Annotated in this window: 16 protein-coding genes; 13 read left to right on the plus strand and 3 right to left on the minus strand. The window is 71.9% G+C overall.

All coding sequences use genetic code 11. The features are described from left to right. Positions 1–420: 420 nt before the first annotated feature. From Q343_RS0108955 to Q343_RS0109015, 13 genes are read left to right on the plus strand one after another with little or no spacing between them, the layout of a single operon-like run. The gene (locus tag Q343_RS0108955; protein ID WP_052367066.1) at positions 421–1,086 is read left to right on the plus strand and encodes a hypothetical protein; all 666 of its coding nucleotides are present in this window, start codon (positions 421–423) and stop codon (positions 1,084–1,086) included. Beyond that, complete coding sequence (locus tag Q343_RS0108960) at positions 1,083–2,102, plus strand: HAD-IIA family hydrolase (RefSeq protein ID WP_029253249.1); 1,020 nt, start codon at positions 1,083–1,085, stop codon at positions 2,100–2,102. Before Q343_RS0108955 ends, Q343_RS0108960 begins: the two co-directional genes overlap by 4 nt. 60 nt (positions 2,103–2,162) lie before the next feature. Then, positions 2,163–2,357, plus strand: coding sequence for a hypothetical protein (locus tag Q343_RS0108965; RefSeq protein ID WP_155990699.1), 195 nt, complete (start codon positions 2,163–2,165; stop codon positions 2,355–2,357). Between the two features lies 1 nt (position 2,358). Further along, on the plus strand, positions 2,359–3,222 hold the full coding sequence (locus Q343_RS0108970) for a TlyA family RNA methyltransferase (RefSeq protein ID WP_081829747.1): 864 nt from the start codon (positions 2,359–2,361) through the stop codon (positions 3,220–3,222). Then, positions 3,219–4,139, plus strand: a complete 921-nt coding sequence (locus tag Q343_RS0108975; protein ID WP_043109961.1) for an NAD kinase — start codon at positions 3,219–3,221, stop codon at positions 4,137–4,139. Before Q343_RS0108970 ends, Q343_RS0108975 begins: the two co-directional genes overlap by 4 nt. 8 nt (positions 4,140–4,147) lie before the next feature. Next, the gene (recN, locus tag Q343_RS0108980; RefSeq protein ID WP_248616802.1) at positions 4,148–5,845 is read left to right on the plus strand and encodes a DNA repair protein RecN; all 1,698 of its coding nucleotides are present in this window, start codon (positions 4,148–4,150) and stop codon (positions 5,843–5,845) included. Between the two features lie 19 nt (positions 5,846–5,864). After that, positions 5,865–7,046 (plus strand): putative cytokinetic ring protein SteA, encoded by a 1,182-nt coding sequence (gene steA / locus Q343_RS0108985; protein ID WP_029253254.1) that lies wholly within the window; start codon positions 5,865–5,867, stop codon positions 7,044–7,046. 48 nt (positions 7,047–7,094) lie between these two features. Next, positions 7,095–8,174, plus strand: a complete 1,080-nt coding sequence (locus tag Q343_RS0108990; RefSeq protein ID WP_052367067.1) for a copper transporter — start codon at positions 7,095–7,097, stop codon at positions 8,172–8,174. After that, positions 8,171–9,004 (plus strand): hypothetical protein, encoded by an 834-nt coding sequence (locus Q343_RS0108995; protein WP_029253256.1) that lies wholly within the window; start codon positions 8,171–8,173, stop codon positions 9,002–9,004. Before Q343_RS0108990 ends, Q343_RS0108995 begins: the two co-directional genes overlap by 4 nt. Continuing rightward, positions 9,004–10,638: a murein biosynthesis integral membrane protein MurJ gene (murJ, locus tag Q343_RS0109000; protein ID WP_029253257.1), complete on the plus strand. Its 1,635-nt coding sequence runs from the start codon at positions 9,004–9,006 to the stop codon at positions 10,636–10,638. Before Q343_RS0108995 ends, murJ begins: the two co-directional genes overlap by 1 nt. Continuing rightward, positions 10,635–11,735, plus strand: coding sequence for a glycosyltransferase family 4 protein (locus Q343_RS0109005; protein ID WP_043109935.1), 1,101 nt, complete (start codon positions 10,635–10,637; stop codon positions 11,733–11,735). Before murJ ends, Q343_RS0109005 begins: the two co-directional genes overlap by 4 nt. Before the next feature lie 41 nt (positions 11,736–11,776). Next, a complete protein-coding gene (gene pyrG / locus Q343_RS0109010; protein ID WP_029253259.1) occupies positions 11,777–13,456 on the plus strand; it encodes a CTP synthase in 1,680 nt (559 codons plus the stop codon). Next, the gene (locus Q343_RS0109015; RefSeq protein WP_029253260.1) at positions 13,453–14,109 is read left to right on the plus strand and encodes an NUDIX domain-containing protein; all 657 of its coding nucleotides are present in this window, start codon (positions 13,453–13,455) and stop codon (positions 14,107–14,109) included. The genes pyrG and Q343_RS0109015 overlap by 4 nt, the downstream gene beginning before the upstream one ends. 3 nt (positions 14,110–14,112) lie before the next feature. On the opposite strand, the gene Q343_RS0109020 is transcribed toward Q343_RS0109015, so the two are convergent. The 3 genes from Q343_RS0109020 to Q343_RS0109030 all read right to left on the minus strand — a co-directional run bounded on the left by Q343_RS0109020 (position 14,113) and on the right by Q343_RS0109030 (position 16,807). Further along, positions 14,113–15,039, minus strand: a complete 927-nt coding sequence (locus Q343_RS0109020; RefSeq protein WP_052367068.1) for a COX15/CtaA family protein — start codon at positions 15,037–15,039, stop codon at positions 14,113–14,115. A gap of 86 nt (positions 15,040–15,125) precedes the next feature. Further along, entirely contained in the window at positions 15,126–15,881 is a 756-nt protein-coding gene (locus tag Q343_RS0109025) for an ABC transporter permease (protein ID WP_029253262.1), read from the minus strand. Beyond that, complete coding sequence (locus Q343_RS0109030) at positions 15,878–16,807, minus strand: ABC transporter ATP-binding protein (RefSeq protein WP_029253263.1); 930 nt, start codon at positions 16,805–16,807, stop codon at positions 15,878–15,880. Before Q343_RS0109030 ends, Q343_RS0109025 begins: the two co-directional genes overlap by 4 nt. Positions 16,808–16,928: the final 121 nt, after the last annotated feature.

A 16,928-nucleotide genomic window follows, 5' to 3' on the forward strand; every position in this document is an offset into this window, starting at 1 on the left:
CTGCCCTGGGAACGGGGTGGGAGAGTAGGACACCGCCGGACAACCATTCACCAAAGGCCCACCCCAACCGGGGTGGGCCTTTGGCATACCCCCACACCACCACGTCTGACCACCCGTCTCGCGACTCCTCGCGCCGAGGGTTCTACCGGGTCGGCGCGTAGGATGATGCACTGACAACTGACGAGAGGAACCAGGGTGAACGAGCGTCGAGACTCCCAGCGTGCAGGCGGCGATCGAGGTCGAGGCGACCGACCACGAGCCCACGGTGGGGGAGCCTCTGGTGCGGGTCGAGGCCCGGACCGTCGCAGTGGCGGTGAAGGACGCTACGGAAACCGACCCGGCACCGGTTCGCCCCGTCGGGACGAGGGAGCCCGGTCCGACGCCCCCCGGAGGGACGACCGTGACCGGCCTCGCGATCCGTTGATCCCGGACGGGATCTCGTGGCACGACCTCGACCGGGACGCACGTGGTCGCCTCCGTGGTCTGACCAAGGAGAACGCCGAGCGTGTCGGGGAGCACCTCGTCATGGTGGGTCGACTTCTGGACGACGACCCCGAGCGCGCGTACCTGCACGCACAGGCTGCGGTTCGTCGGGCCGGCCGGATCGACGTCGTCCGCGAAGCCGCGGCACTCGCCGCATACCGCACCGAGCGGTACGCGGAGGCGCTCCGGGAGTTCAGGACCGTTCGTCGCCTGAACGGCTCGTCCGAGCACCTTCCGATGATGGCGGACTGCGAACGCGGCATGGGTCGCCCCGAGCGGGCGCTCGACCTCGCCGTGTCTGAGGAGGCGTCCACCCTGTCCCGTGCCGCCGCAGTCGAGCTGGGCGTCGTGACGAGCGGTGCTCGGCTGGACCTGAAGGAGCCCGAAGCGGCGCTGTCGGTGCTCGACTCCCTCGGACAGGTGCCGCAGGCCCTCCGCGAGCGAGTCTCCTACGCCCGAGCAGCAGCCCTCGAGGCGCTCGGTCGGCCCGGCGACGCCGCCGCGACGCTCGCGCCCTATGTCGAGGACGACGACGACGTCGTGGTTTTCGACCTCGAGGCCGAGGAACCTCTGACGCGGTCAGAGAGCGGAGACGACGCGTGAGCGGGGGACTGCTTGCCTGCGACGGACCCCTGATCGACGCGTTCGACCTGGCACTCGTCGATCTGGACGGCGTCGCATACGCGGGTCACCAGCCGATCGCGCACGCCGCGGACGGGCTCTCGGCAGCGCGCAGTGCCGGTGTCCGCCTGGTCTTCGTCACCAACAACGCCTCGCGGGAGCCTGAGGACGTCGCCGGGCAGCTCTCCGAGCTGGACATCCCGGCGACCGCCGACGACGTGATGACCGCGGCCCAGGCTGCCGCGGCGTTGCTCCGTACACGGCTCGACGTCGGGGCGACGGTCCTCGTCATCGGTGGGGCAGGCCTGCGCACCGCCGTCTCGGCGGCAGGCCTGACGATCGTGGACAGCGCCGACGACGCACCCGACGCGGTCGTCCAGGGCTTCTCGCCCGAGGTCGGATGGAAGGACCTGGCCGAGGCGGCGTTCGCCGTGCAGCGCGGTGCATGGTTCGTCGCGAGCAACCGCGACCTGTCGATCCCCCAGGCGCGCGGGATCGCCCCGGGGAACGGCTCGCTCGTGGCGGCGGTCGTCGCCGCGACAGGCGTCGAACCGGAGAGCGCCGGCAAACCTGCACCGACGATGTATCAGATGGCCGTCGACCGTGTCGGCGGGAACCGCACGCTCGTGATCGGCGACCGCCTGGACACGGACCTCGCCGGCGCTCGTGCAGGTGGGTTCCCGGGACTCCACGTCCTCACCGGTGTGAACTCGGGTCGTGACGCCGTCCTCGCCGACGCGTCGATGCGACCGCACTTCATCGGGCGGGACCTGCGTGCGCTGACGCAGGCGCACGCCGCGCCGCGTCATCGAGAGGACGGCTCGTGGGAGTGCGGCGGGGCCACGGCGCGGGTCGACGGTGGGCGGCTCCGGCTGGACCACGGCGAAGCCTCCGACCCTGTCGACTCCGTGCGCGCAGCGTGCGGTGCGGTCTGGGCGGCGCGGGACGACGGCGTTCGGATCGACGAGGACTCCGTTCCCGAGTTCGACGTCCGATGACCGTCAGTCGCGGCCGGTAGCGTGGTAGGTCTGCAGTTCGACGAGATGGGGAGGGCGAGCATGGGCGAAGTGCCCGAGGGCTCCGTGCCGGCCGAGAGGGCGACGCCGAAGCCGCGCGATCCGGACGCGCCGTGGGGGGAAGACGTCCGGGAGCTGCTCGACGACCTCGGTTCGCGGCCCGTTGCCGAGCACCCCGATGTCGTCGACGCCGTCCAGGCGCGACTCGCGGAGCGACTCGCAGACCCTGAGAGCTGAGATGTTGAACCGTCTGGACGTCGAGCTCGCGCTCCGTGGCCTCGTTCGCTCGCGCGAGCGCGCGAGCCGTCTCGTCAAGGCAGGCTCGGTGACGGTGGACGGCGTCGTGGCGACCCGCCCGTCGGCGAGGATCAGCCCGTCCGCGGCGCTGGTCGTCGACGACGCGGAGTTCGTCTCGCGCGCGGGTGCCAAGCTGGCCGGAGCCGTCGACGCGTTCGCCGCGGCCGGTGCGCCCGTCTCCGTCGAGGGGGCGCGTTGCGTGGACCTCGGGGCGTCGACCGGGGGCTTCACGGACGTTCTGCTCCGACAGGGCGCTGAGCAGGTGACGGCGGTCGACGTCGGGCACGGTCAGCTCGTCGACGAGCTCCGGGACGACCCGCGGGTGGTGAACCTCGAGGGTCTGAACGTCCGTGATCTCGAGCCACAGGCGTTCGGCGAGATCGACGTCCTGGTCGGGGACCTCTCGTTCATCTCGTTGCGACTCGTGCTGCCCGTCGTCGCCTCGCTCGTCTCGGAGAAGACCGACGTCGTGCTTCTCGTCAAGCCCCAGTTCGAGATCGGTCGCGACCGGCTCGGGGCGACCGGCGTCGTCAAGAGCCTCGAGCAGCGCGCCGAGTGCGTGACGGCCGTCGCCGAGGCCGCAGCCCACGCAGGGCTCTCCTCCGTCGGACTCGTCCCGAGCAGCCTGCCCGGCCCGAACGGGAACCGCGAGTTCGTCCTCAGGCTCCGAGCCGGCGTGTCTCCCGCGTCCGTCGTCCCGTCCGACATCGTGCGCTCGGCGGTGAGGTGGGAGACTGACCACGACGAAATCGCGACTTTCCCGACCTGGATCGCGCACCGGACGACGTGGACGGAGGAACCGTGACCCGACGGGTACTCATCGTGACGCACGGTGGTCGGCCCGACGCCGTCGCGACGGTGCGGGACGCCGTGCGCGAGCTGGAGGGCGCTGGGTTCTCCGTCGCGCTGCACGACGACGACCTCGCTGAGGGGTTTGGCAACGCAGGCCTGCCCATCGACGTCGTCCGTAGTGCGGAGCGGGTCGAGGAGGTCGAGATGGTGCTCGTCCTCGGCGGGGACGGCACGATCCTGCGTGCCGCAGAGCTCACGCACGGGACGTCGGTACCCCTCGTCGGGATCAATCTCGGACACGTCGGTTTTCTCGCGGAGAGCGACCGCGACGAGCTGTCCGAGGTCGTCGCGCGACTCGCAGCGGGCGACTATGCGATTGAGGCCCGCCAGACGGTCGACGTCGCGGTCCACCAGCCGGGCGTCGACGAGCCGATCCACGGCTGGGCGCTGAACGAGGCCACGGTCGAGAAGGCCGGCAGGGCGCGCATGCTCGAGGTGGCGGTCGAGGTGGACGGGCGACCGTTGTCGTCCTTCGGCTGCGACGGAGTCGTGATGTCGACGGCGACCGGGTCGACCGCGCACGCGTTCTCCGCCGGCGGGCCCGTCGTCTGGCCCGACGTCGACGCCACGGTCCTCGTCCCCATCTCCGCGCACGCGCTCTTTGCACGGCCGGTCGTGGTCGGCCCCGACAGCGTCCTCGCGGTCGAGGTCGCACCGACGTCCTCGTCGGGTGGGGTCCTGATGTGTGACGGGCGCCGGCAGGTCGACCTGCCCGTCGGCTCACGGGTCGAGGTTCGACGGGGGTCGGACCCGGTCCTGCTGGCGCGACTCGCTTCCGGTCCGTTCACGGACCGGCTCGTGAACAAGTTCAGACTTCCGGTCGTCGGATGGCGCGGGCGGCACCGAGGGAACGAAGGGGGAACCCGTTGATAGAAGAGATGGTCATCGAAGACCTCGGAGTGATCAGCCGCACGAGTGTCTGTCTTCATCCGGGCCTGACGGTCATCACCGGAGAGACCGGGGCCGGCAAGACGATGCTGCTCACGGGCCTCGGCCTGCTCATGGGGGGCAAGGCGGACCCGGCGTCCGTGCGCCCCGGTGCCACCCGTGCGGTGGTCGAGGGGCGGATGCACCTCCCGGAGAGCTCTGCCGCACGGGAGATCGTCCACGAGGCCGGGGGAGAGCTCGACGACGACGGGTCGGTCGTGGTCGTCCGGTCCGTCGCCGCGGAGGGGCGCTCGCGCGCGCACGTGGGTGGCCGTAGCGTCCCGCAGGCGCTGCTCGCCGACGTCGCCGGGGAGCTCGTGACGGTCCACGGCCAGGCCGACCAGATCCGCCTGCGCACCCAGAGCCGGCAGCGTGACGCGCTCGACGCGTTCGCGGGGAAGGAGCATGCGGGCACGCTTGCCGAGTACCGTCGGACGTGGCACGAGCGTGCGGACGTCGAGAGGCGGATCGAGGATCTCACCACGCACGCCGACGAGCGGGCACGGGAGGCCGAGGCGCTTCGCCGGGGGCTGGCTGAGATCGAGCGGGTCGACCCGCAGCCGGGGGAGGACGTAGACCTGACCGCGCTCGTTGCCCGCCTGGGGAACTCCGAGGAGCTGCGCGCGGCGGCGCAGACCGCGCACCTCTCCCTCGTTGGGGACGAGTCGGCCGACGCGTCGGAGAGCGCGGTCGTGAGCCTCGACCGTGCGCGGCGGGCCCTGGAGCAGGTCGCGGACTCGGACCCCGAGATGTCCGCGCTGGCCCGCCGTCTCGTCGAGGCGGAGTACATGCTCAACGACGTCGCGTCGGACCTCGCCGCGTACGTCGACGGGTTGCAGGCCGACCCCGGCGGGCTCGAGAGCGCGCACGCGCGGCTCGCGGAGCTCACGACGCTGACCCGCACCTACGGGGAGTCGATCGACGACGTGCTCGCGTGGGCGAGCGCTGCAGGACTCAAGCTCCTCGACCTCGACGACGACGGCGCCGGCCTCGACGCGCTGCGAGAGCGCCACGCCGAGCTCGACGCTGGGCTGCGCCGGCTCGCCGACCAGGTCACAGAGGGCCGGGTCCGCGCGGCTCGCGAGCTGGACGAGGCCGTCAGCGCGGAGCTGGCGGGACTCGCGATGACCGGAGCCAGGTTGTCGACGGCGGTCGAACCGGCCGACCTGTCGGCGTCCGGCGGGGACAAGATCGCGATGCAGCTCGTCCCGCACCCGGGTGCCCCGCCCCGTCCCCTGGGCAAGGGCGCGTCCGGCGGTGAGCTCTCACGGGTGATGCTCGCCATCGAGGTGGCCCTCGCCGCGACGCGCGGCGCGCACGGTGGCGGCCCTCGGACCTTCGTCTTCGACGAGGTCGACGCCGGTGTCGGAGGGCGTGCCGCCGTCGAGGTAGGTCGTCGGCTCGCCCAGCTCGCGCAGCGTGCCCAGGTGATCGTCGTGACGCACCTCGCGCAGGTTGCCGCCTTCGCGGACCGCCAGCTCGTCGTGGCGAAGGACACTACGGGTGGATCGACCGTGACGGGGGTCTCGGAGGTGACCGACGACGCGCGTGTCAGCGAGCTCGCGAGGATGCTCTCGGGGCAGGACGACTCGTCGACGGCGTTGCGCCACGCGCACGAGCTGCTCGAGTCGTCCACGGTTCAGCCGTGACGTGGGACGATATGCACCGATGAGACTCTCGACGCGCCGGAAGGCGCCAGAACCGACGACGCCCGGCACGCACGGCACCGCACGTGTCGACCGCCGGACCAAGGGCCTGACCAAACGGCTTCGCGACGGCGACGTCGCGGTCATCGACCACGTCGACATCGACCGGGTCGCCGCGGACGCCCTGGTCACCGCGGGTCCCGCCGTCGTCCTCAACGCCGCACGTTCCACCTCCGGGCGGTACCCCAACCTCGGGCCCGAGATCCTCGTCGACGCCGGGATCGTGCTCGTCGACGACCTGGGCGACGCCGTCATGGAGATCCCCGAGGGCGAGACCGTCCGGGTCGACGGCGGTGCCGTGTACCTGGGTGACACGCTCGTCGCCGAGGGGACGGTGCAGACACCGCAGACGATCGCCACGAACATGGCCGAGGCGCGTGAGGGCCTGTCCGACGAGATCGAGCGGTTCGCCGAGAACACGATGGACTACCTGCGTCGCGAGCGTGACCTTCTGCTCGACGGCGTCGGCGTGCCGGCTGTGTCGACGAAGATCGACGGCCGACACGTCCTGATCGTCGTCCGTGGCTATCACTACCGCGAGGACCTCGCGACGCTGCGCCCGTACATCTCGGAGTACAGGCCGGTGCTGATCGGCGTCGACGGCGGGGCGGACGCGATCATCGACGCGGGCTGGAAGCCGGACATGATCGTCGGCGACATGGATTCGGTGTCGGACCGTGCGCTCGCGTCCGGCGCGGAGATCGTCGTCCATGCGTACCGCGACGGCAAGGCGCCGGGCCTCGACCGGGTGACGGACCTCGGGGTCGAGCCCATCGTCTTTCCGGCGACCGGCACGAGCGAGGACATCGCGATGCTCCTCGCGGACGACTCCGGTGCCGAGGTCATCGTCGCCGTCGGAACCCACGCGACGCTCGTCGAGTTTCTCGACAAGGGGCGTGCAGGAATGGCGAGCACGTTCCTCACGCGGCTCCGCGTGGGAGGCAAGCTTGTCGACGCCAAGGGCGTCTCGCGCCTCTACCGACAGCGCATCTCGAACATGCAGCTCGTCCTGCTCTCGCTCGCAGGGTTGTGCGCGGTCATGGCCGCTCTCGCGGCGACCGCCGCCGGCCAGACGTTCTTCGGTATCGTCGGCGCACACCTCGACACGTTCTGGTCATGGGTGGGCTCTCTCTTCGGAGGCTGAGCGTTCCCCTGATCCCCAAGCCCCACCGACGAAGGACCGACGAACACCGTGATCGACTTCCGCTACCACATCGTCTCGCTGATCTCGGTGTTCCTCGCGCTCGCCGTGGGGATCATCCTGGGAGCGGGCCCGCTCGAGGGGCCGATCGGTGACCAGCTCACCGGCCAGGTCGACCAACTGCGTGCCGAGCGCAACGAGCTGCGCGAGGAGCTCGACGAGTCCGAGGACGCGGGAGACGCCGCGGCGGCGTTCATCGAGGCGAGCGGGCCACGGCTCGTGGACGGCTCGTTGGACGGTGTCTCGGTGGCCGTCGTCGCGCTCGGCGACCTCGACCAGGTCCGCTACGAACCCGTGGCCGAGCAGCTCGAGCTGGCCGGGGCGACCGTGACGGCCTCGGTCGCCATCACCGAGTCGTGGACCGGTGACGACAGCACCGCACGCGTCGCTGCGGCGGAGGACCTCGCGTCGCAGGACGGGGCAGAGACCTCGGACACCGGCACGGAGGAGAGCACCGACGAAGAGTCGATGGCCGACGAGGACGCCGTGCAGGCCCTGGCGACCGCGCTTGCCACCTCGTTGACGGAGCCTGCCTCTGTCGAGGGCAGCGACGACGGGTCAGCGGTTCTCCAGACTCTCGTCGACGCCGGACTGCTCACCGTCTCCGAGGACGTGACCGCTCCGGCCGAGACCATCCTGCTGCTCTCGCCGCCGGCCGACCCGGCAGCCGACACGAGCGAGGGAGAGGCCGTGCCGACCGAGGCGGGAACCGACGCGCCGACGGCGGAGACGGACGCGGGTCCGGTGCAGATCGAGGCGTCGATCGCTCTCGCGTCCGCCGAGGCGGCCCAGGGCGCCGTGGTCGCAGGGCCGGCCGCGGTCGACGGAGACCTCATCACCCTCCTGCGCGACGAGGAAGAGCCCGTGTCCACGGTCTCCGGTACCGGTTCGCTGGCCGGTCAGATCAACGTCCCGCTCGCACTGGCGGCGTCGTACGTCGACGTCGTCGGTCACTACGGGTTCGAGGAGAGCGCCACGTCGGTCATGCCCGACGCCGTCGAGCTGCCCGAGCGGATCGACGGTGCGCCGTCGGCGAGCGACCAGTCGGCGTCGGTCGACGAGGCAGCGTGAGGCGCCGTCGCGCGGTGGCCGCCGCGATCGTGGCCGCGGGCGTGACGGCCACGGCGCGCGAGCTCGGGCAGGCGCTCGTGGGCCCCGACGCGCCGCGCTGGACGCGCACGAACCATGCCGGCAACCCGGTCAGCCTGCTCGAAGGCCCGGCCGTCGCCGTGGGGACAGGGCTCGGGGCCCTCGCAGGAGCGCCGAGCGCCCGTCACGGGAGTGCGGTCGCGATCGCGGGGCTCGGTGCCGGCGCCTTCGGTCTGGTCGACGATCTCACCGAGGACCCGTCGACCCGGACCAAGGGGCTGCGGGGCCACCTCGGTGCGCTCGCCCGGGGCGAGCTGACGACCGGGGGCCTGAAGGTCCTGGGCATCGGCGCGACCGCGGCACTCGCCGCGGCCGTCGTCCCGCGCCGTTCCGTCGGAGTCGGACGCGTCCTCGACCTGGCCGTCGACACGGCGCTCGTCGCCGGGGCGGCGAACCTCGTCAACCTCCTCGATCTTCGTCCCGGACGGGCGTTGAAGGCCTCCGTGGTCGGTGCCGTCCTCCTGGCGCCCTCGTCCCCGGGGTGCACCGGGGCCGTCGTCGGTGCCGGCGTCGCAGCGGCACCGGCCGACCTCGCCGGCCGGGACATGCTCGGCGACTGCGGAGCCAACGCGCTGGGTGCAGTGCTGGGCGCCGAGCTGGCCGCCACGGCGCCCCGCCCGGTCCGATGCGCCGTCCTGGCAGGGATCGTCGGTCTGACGCTCGCGAGCGAGCGCGTGAGCTTCTCGGCCGTGATCGCCGACAACCCGGTCCTGCACCGTCTGGACACGTGGGGCCGGGGCGGAGAGCACTGATGTCCCCGCGGGCACGGGTCGCGGTCCAGTCTCTTGCCGGTGCCGCCGCGATGATCACCGTCGTCACGCTGATCAGTCGCGCACTGGGCTTCCTGCGCTGGGGCGTCCAGGCCGGCCAGGTCGGGTCGGACAACCCCGTGGCGGAGGCCTACTCCACCGCCAACCTGCTCCCGAACGTCCTGTTCGAGGTGGCAGCGGGCGGGGCCCTGGCCGGTGCGGTGATCCCGCTCCTCGCCGGTCCGATCGCCCGCAGCTCGCGCGTCGAGGTCTCACGCACGGCATCGGCGCTCCTGTGCTGGAGCCTGCTCGTCCTGGTTCCGCTCGGCGGTCTCGTCGCGGTCTTCGCGGGGCCGCTCGTCGACCTCGTCGTCGTCGCCGTCGGCGGCGCGGCTGTCGAGTCCGGCACGGCGGAGCTCGCGACGGGGTTCCTCCGGGTCTTCGCCCTGCAGATCCCGCTCTACGGCGTCGGGATCGTCATGTCCGGCGTGCTGCAGGCGCACCGTCGGTTCTTCTGGCCCGCCGCCGCGCCGATGTTCTCCTCGGTCGTCGTCATCGTCGCGTACTTCGTCTACGGAAGCCTGGTCGGCTCGGCGCCGGAGACCGCGGCCGAGGCGTCCGACACGGCACTGGCATGGCTCGCCTGGGGCACGACCGCGGGTGTCGCCGCCATGAGCCTTCCCCTGGTCGTGCCCGCGATGCGTACGGGGGTCAGGCTGCGACCCACCCTGCAATTCGCACCGGGCGAGGCGCGCCGCGTGCGGGCTCTCGCGCTGGCAGGGATCGGTGGGCTGGCAGCCCAGCAGGTGTCCGTCGTCGCGGTGATGCTGGCGGCGAACCGGTACGGCGGCCCCGGGTCCGGGACCTTCCCCGTCTACACGTACACCCAGGCGGTCTACTGGCTCCCGTTCGCCCTGCTCGCGGTCCCGCTGGCCACGAGTGCCTTTCCTCGCATCGCCGAGCGTGCCGCGGCGGACGACCTCCCGGGCCTGGGACGACTGTTCTCGCGCACGACGCGGACCATGCTGACGATCGTCGCGGCCGGGGTCGCCGGGGTGATCGCCGCCTCGGGCGCGGTCGAGGCGGTCTTCGCGACGTTCGCCGACGGAACCGTCTCCGGCATGGGGGCGGGCCTGGCGTGGATGGCGCCCGGGCTCCTGGGCTATGCGCTCATCTTCCACGTCTCACGAGCGCTGTACTCGGTCGACCACGGACGAGCCGCCGTCGTCGCGACCAGTGCGGGATGGTTCGTCGTCTCGGTCCTGGCGTTCGTCCTCCCGGCGATCGTGCTGGGCGACGACAGGAACCGGGAGACCACGCTCGTCCTGCTCGGAGCGGCGAACACCGTCGGCATGACCGTGGCGGCCGTGCTGCTTCTCGCGGCCGCGCACCGACACCTTGGCGACGAGGCGATGCGCGGTACCGGGCGCACCACGGTCGTCATCACGCTCGGGGGTGCGCTCGGCGCAGCCGCGGGTGCAGCGCTCAACCGCCTCGTCCTCCCGGACGACGCGTCGTTCGTGGTGGGCGCCCTGGTCGGTCTGCTGGCAGGCGTCGTCGGGGCGGGGATCGTCCTGGCCGTCTCGTGGGTGGCGGACCGGCGGGCGCTCGCCGCCGTCCTCGGAGGAGAAGCATGAGAGTCGTCCAGGTGCTGGGTTCGAGCGCAGGGGGCGTCGCGCGCCACGTGGCGCAGGTGGCGCAGGCGCTGACCGGCGCGGGGATCGACACGCGTGTCGTGGGTCCGCGCTCGGTCGAGGCGCTCGCTGCGCCTCCCGGGGTGCCGTTCGCCGCCGTCGAGATCACGGACCGACCTCGTCCCGCCGACGTCGCGGCGACGACGGCGCTGCGGCGTGCGGTCGTGGGCGCCGACGTCGTCCACGCGCACGGCCTGCGCGCCGGGGCGTTGGTCGTGCTCGCCACGCGTGGGCTGCGTGCACGGCCGCGCATCGTCGTCACGGTGCACAACCTGCCGGTCGGCTCCCGGGCGGTGCGTGGCGTCTCCGCGGTCCTCGAACGCATCGTCGCCCGGGGCTCCGACGTCGTGCTCGGGGTATCCGGAGATCTTGTCGACGCGATGGCCGCCCGTGGAGCCCGTGACGTCGCGCGGGCGCTCGTCCCCGCGCCGAGCCTTGCCGACGGGCCGGTGCCCGAGAGCGAGCGGCCTCGGGCCGTCGCGTCGGTGCGTGAGGAGCTGGGCATCGACCCGGACGAGGGGCTCGTGGTGACGGTTGCCCGGCTGGCGCCCCAGAAGGGTCTCTCGACGCTCGTCGACGCCGCAGCCATGATCGACCACGACGCCACGTGGGTGGTCGCAGGGGACGGTCCGCTGAGGGAGGAGCTGCTCGGGCGCGCCGTCGACCGCGGTGCGCCCGTGAGCCTTCTCGGCCGACGAGACGACGTCGACCGGCTCCTGCTCGCGGCGGACGTCGTGGTCAGCGCGGCCGTGTGGGAGGGGCAGCCCATCGGCGTCCAGGAGGCGCTGGGGGCGGGTGCCGCTCTCGTCGTGACGGACGCGGGGGGCACCTGTGAGGTCACGGGGGACGCCGCCCGTGTCGTCCCTGTCGGGGACGCACGGGGCCTGGCCGACGCCGTCGGGCACCTCCTGGGGGACGAGGCCGAGCGTGACCGGCTCCGTTCCGCGGCCCGCGACCGGTTCCTGGCCCTGCCCAGGGTCGAGGACGTCGTCGGACAGCTCCTGCGTGCATACGCGGGCGGGACGAGCGTCACCTCCTAGTGGACGGGCGCGTCCGCCATCCACTGTTAGCATGGAGTTCCGTGGCAGACCCTTTGATCCAGACCCCCAGCCCCCTCGACTCCGGCGCCGACGCGCGCCACACGACGCGGCACATCTTCGTGACCGGAGGCGTCGCCTCCTCGCTCGGCAAGGGACTGACGGCTTCCAGCCTCGGCCGTCTGCTGCGCAGCCGTGGACTTCGCGTCACGATGCAGAAGCTCGACCCGTACCTCAACGTCGACCCGGGGACGATGAACCCGTTCCAGCACGGTGAGGTCTTCGTGACCGAGGACGGGGCGGAGACGGACCTCGACATCGGTCACTACGAGCGTTTCCTCGACAACGACCTCCCCGCCTCCGCGAACGTGACGACCGGCCAGGTGTACTCCCAGGTCATCGCCAAGGAGCGCCGCGGCGAGTACCTCGGTGACACCGTGCAGGTCATCCCGCACATCACCGACGAGATCAAGTCGCGGATGCGCGCCCAGGCCGGTGCCGACTACGACGTGATCATCACCGAGGTCGGTGGCACGGTCGGCGACATCGAGTCCCAGCCGTTCCTCGAGGCTGCGCGGCAGATCCGCCACGAGCTCGGTCGCGACGACTGCTTCTTCCTGCACGTCTCGCTCGTGCCGTACATCGGCCCCTCGGGCGAGCTCAAGACCAAGCCGACGCAGCACTCGGTCGCCGCGCTGCGGTCGATCGGCATCCAGCCCGACGCACTCGTGCTGCGGGCCGACCGCGAGGTGCCCGAGTCGGTCAAGCGGAAGATCGCGCTCATGTGCGACGTGGACAACGAGGCCGTCGTCGCCGCCGTCGACGCGCCAAGCATCTACGACATCCCGCGGGTCCTGCACGGCGAAGGGCTCGACGCCTACGTCGTCCGTCGGCTCGGGCTCTCGCACGGAGACGTCGACTGGGACGGCTGGACGGAGCTGCTCGAGCGCGTGCACCGCCCGGCGCACCAGGTCGAGATCGCCCTCGTCGGCAAGTACATCGACCTGCCCGACGCGTACCTGTCGGTGACCGAGGCGCTCCGCGCCGGCGGGTTCGACAACGACGCCAAGGTCTCGATCCGCTGGGTGACCTCGGACGACTGCCAGACTCCCGAGGGAGCGGACGACGCTCTCAGCGGTGTGGACGCGATCCTCGTCCCCGGCGGCTTCGGCGTCCGGGGCATCGAGGGGAAGCTCGGCGCGCTTCGCTGGGCGCGCGAGAACAAGGTGCCGACGCTGGGCATCTGCCTCGGACTCCAGTCGATGGTGATCGAGTACGCCCGCAACGTCGTCGGCATCGCGGACGCGTCGTCGACGGAGTTCGACCCCGACACGGCGCACCCGCTGGTTGCCACGATGGCGGAGCAGATCGAGTTCGTCGGCGGCAAGGGTGACATGGGTGGCACTATGCGTCTCGGCGCGTACGACGCCGCTCTCGCCCCGGGGTCGGTCGCTGCCGTGGCCTACGGTTCTGAGCTGGTCTCGGAGCGCCACCGTCACCGCTACGAGGTGAACAACGCCTACCGGTCGCAGCTCGAGGACGCCGGCCTGGTGATCTCCGGGACGTCTCCGGACGGCTCGCTCGTCGAGTTCGTGGAGCTGCCCCGGGACGTCCACCCGTACTACGTCAGCACGCAGGCGCACCCCGAGTTCAAGTCGCGCCCCACGCGCGCCCACCCGTTGTTCTCTGGCCTGGTCGCCGCGGCGGTCGAGGCCCAGCGGTGAGCGCGCCGCTCGCGGACGAGCCGGCGCGGCGCACCGTCCGCGAGCGGCGGCTGGTCCATCGGGGGCCGATCTGGGATGTCGTCGCGGACGACGTCGAGCTGAACCCGGGCGTCGTCGTCACCCGCGAGGTGATCGATCACCCCGGTGCGGTGGCGATCGTCGCGCTGGACCCCGACGACCGTGTCCTGCTCCAGCGGCAGTACCGGCACCCCGCGGGCCTCGAGATGTGGGAGCCGCCTGCGGGACTCCTGGACGTCGTGGGTGAGGACGCGCTCACCGCGGCGCAGCGCGAGCTCTACGAGGAGGCCGACCTGCGCGCGACGCGCTGGGACCTCCTCGTCGACTACTCGACGACACCGGGCGGGTCGACGGAGGCCCTCCGCGTGTTCCTCGCGCGTGATCTCGTCGAGGTTCCCGCCGCCGAGCGCTTCGAGCGGGAGCACGAGGAGGCCGGCATGCCGGCACGGTGGCTTCCGCTCGAGGAGGCTGTCGACGCGGTGCTCACGGGCGGCCTGCACAACCCCAACACCGTGGTGGGCGTCCTCGCCGCGGCTCAGGCACGCGCCCGCGGCTGGTCGACGCTCCGTCCGGCCGAGACGCCGTGGCCACAGCGACGCCGGTACGTGATGGCGGACGTCGACCCGCGCGCCTGAGGGTCAGAGCGCCTCGCGCACGCGCATCGTGAGCGGAACCTTCACGACCCCTGCGACGAGAAGTGCCGCGCCGAGCATGTGGAGCCCGACGAGCAGCGCGGGGAGCCCGGTGAAGTACTGCACGTAGCCGATCAGGCCCTGCCCGAGCGTGATCACCACGACGATCCAGAGCGCCTTCGTCACGGCCTGCGGCGCGTTCGTGCGGAAGGCGACCACGAGGGTCACCGCGAGCACGGCGAGGAAGATCCACACGAAAGCGGCGTGAAGCTTGGTCATCAGCGCGGGGTCGACCCCGATGCGGTAGGCGATCTCGTCGTCCCCGCTGTGCGGACCCGCCCCGGTGACGATCACACCCAGGACGACGACCGGCACCATCAGCACGACGAGCCACGTGCCGAGCGTGTGCAGAGCGGGTTCCACGACCCGTCGCGGCGGCGCGTCGCCCTCGCCGGAGCGGTGCAGCAGAAGTGCCGAGACGGCGACCAGGCACGCCGAGATCACGAAGTGCAGCGAGACCAGCCCGGGGTGGAGGTGGAGCAGCACGAGGATTCCGCCGAGCAGGGCCTGGGCGACGACGCCGACGAGCGGGACGAGACCGAGCAGTCGGTAGGCGCGCGAGCGGCTGCGGTCGGTGCAGACGAGCAGGACGACCGCGATGGCGAGAACACCCAGGACCCCGGTGATCGTCCGGTTCCCGAACTCGATGTACTGGTGGTACGACGTCTCGGGGTGGAACGCCGCGGTGAACTGACCGGGTTCGCACTCGGGCCACGTCGAGCAGCCGAGCCCCGACCCGGTGAGGCGGACCGCCCCGCCGGTCACGATGATGCCGATCTGGACGACGAGGTTCGCGACCAGGACTCCGTGCGTCCAGGGGCGGAAGCGTGCCAGCCAGTCGGTCTGCGGGGGCGTCTGCGTGGGCGTGCTCACGCCTCTACCGTAATCGGTCCGAGGCGCGTTCCCGGCGCCCGCGGGTGTGACGTCGGCCCGGGATCCTCAGCTGTCGTGCCGGCGACCTACTGCCAGCGGAACGTCCTCGCGGTCAGAACCGACAGTGCGGCCGCCCAGAGCGCAAGGATCGCCAGCGAGCCGAGCGCGAACGTCCCGTCGACGAGCGCCGCCGACATCGCCTCGGCGAGCGCGCCCGACGGCAGTGCCGAGACGATCGGGCCGAGGGCCCCCGGCAGGTGGTCGGCGGGGATGATGACTCCTCCGCCGAGCGCGAGAAGGATCAGGACCAGGTTGGCGACCGCCAGCACGCCCTCCGCGCGCATCGTGCCGGCGATGAGCAGGGCAAGAGCGGTGAACGCCGCGGTACCGAGCAGGACCGCCACGAGCGCCGGGAGGAGACCGGAAGGGTCGGGGGACCATCCGAGGAGGAGCGCGGTCGTGGCGAGCACGAGGACCTGGACGACCTCTACGGCGAGGACCCCCAGCACCTTCCCGGCGACGAGTCCGCCGCGGCCCAGGGGAGTCGTGGCCAGGAGCCGGAGCACCCCGTTGCGACGGTCGAAGGCCGTCGCGATGGCCTGTGACGTGAACGCGGTCGCCATGACGGCCAGGGCGAGCACGCCCGGCGTCACGTAGTCGACCCGGGACAGGCCGCCCGTGTCCATCGAGACGACGTCGGTCGCCACGAGGCCGACGAGCACGATGGCGGGCAGGATGATGGTGACGAGGAGCTGCTCGCCGTTGCGCAGGATCGCGCGCGTCTCGAACGTCGCCTGCGCGAAGATGCGCCGTGACGCGGGAGCCGGCGTGGAGGTCGTCATCGCAGGGTCCGTCCGGTGAGTTCCAGGAAGACGTCCTCGAGCGTGCGCTGGCCCGTGCTGATGCGGTGGGCGAGCGCGTCCGCCTGCACGAGCCAGGTCGTCGTCGCAAGGAGGGCGGCGGGGGTGACCTCACCGTGCAGGAGGTAGACGCCGGGGGACTCCTCGACGGCGTTCCAGTCGGACCCCGTGTCCTGGGAGAGCAGGCTCGCCGCGCTCGCGACGTCGAGGCCCGTGGACGTCTCGACGCGGATCGTCTGTTCGCGGCCCGCCAGGAGCTGCTCCGTCGTCCCCTCGGCGACGACGGAACCGTGGTCGACGACGTAGACGTGGTCGGCGAGGTTCTCGGCCTCGTCCATGAGGTGGGTGGTGAGCACGATGGCGACGCCCGTGTCCCGGAGCTCACGCACGAGGTCCCAGACGGCGCGGCGGCTCTGCGGGTCGAGTCCGGCACTCGGTTCGTCGAGGAAGACGAGCTCCGGACGGCCGACGACGGCGATCGCGAGGGCGAGGCGCTGGCGCTGCCCGCCCGAGAGCCGACGGACCGTCGTGCCGGCGAAGCCTGCCAGGCCGAGCCTGTCGACGAGGTCGTCGACGGAGCGGGGACGGGCGTACATCGTGGAGACGTGCGTGAGCACCTCGAGGGCGCGCGCGCCCGAGGGGAGTCCGCCGTCCTGGAGCATGACGCCGACGCGTGCACGGGCTGCCGAGGCCTCGGCAGCCGGGTCCGTGCCGAGGACCCGGATCTCGCCCGAGTCCGGCGTCCGGAGGCCCTCGCAGCACTCGATCGTCGTCGTCTTGCCCGCGCCGTTCGGACCGAGCACCGCCGTGACCTGGCCGGCGTGCGCCTCCATGCTCAACCGGTCGACGACGGGGCGGCCGGCATAGCTCTTCGTCAGGTCGCGGACGACGAGGGCGGGATTGCTCACTGCGGCAGTCTAGAGGGGTGCGCGGGACAGGTCCTGTGAGGGTCGCCTTGCTTGCCAACCGGCAATTAGAGAACGAGGATGTTGCGATATGCGGACTGTCCGCATTCTTCGACGCGATCAG

Origin of the sequence: Paraoerskovia marina DSM 21750 (assembly GCF_000701465.1) — a bacterium.
GTDB lineage: Bacteria > Actinomycetota > Actinomycetes > Actinomycetales > Cellulomonadaceae > Paraoerskovia > Paraoerskovia marina.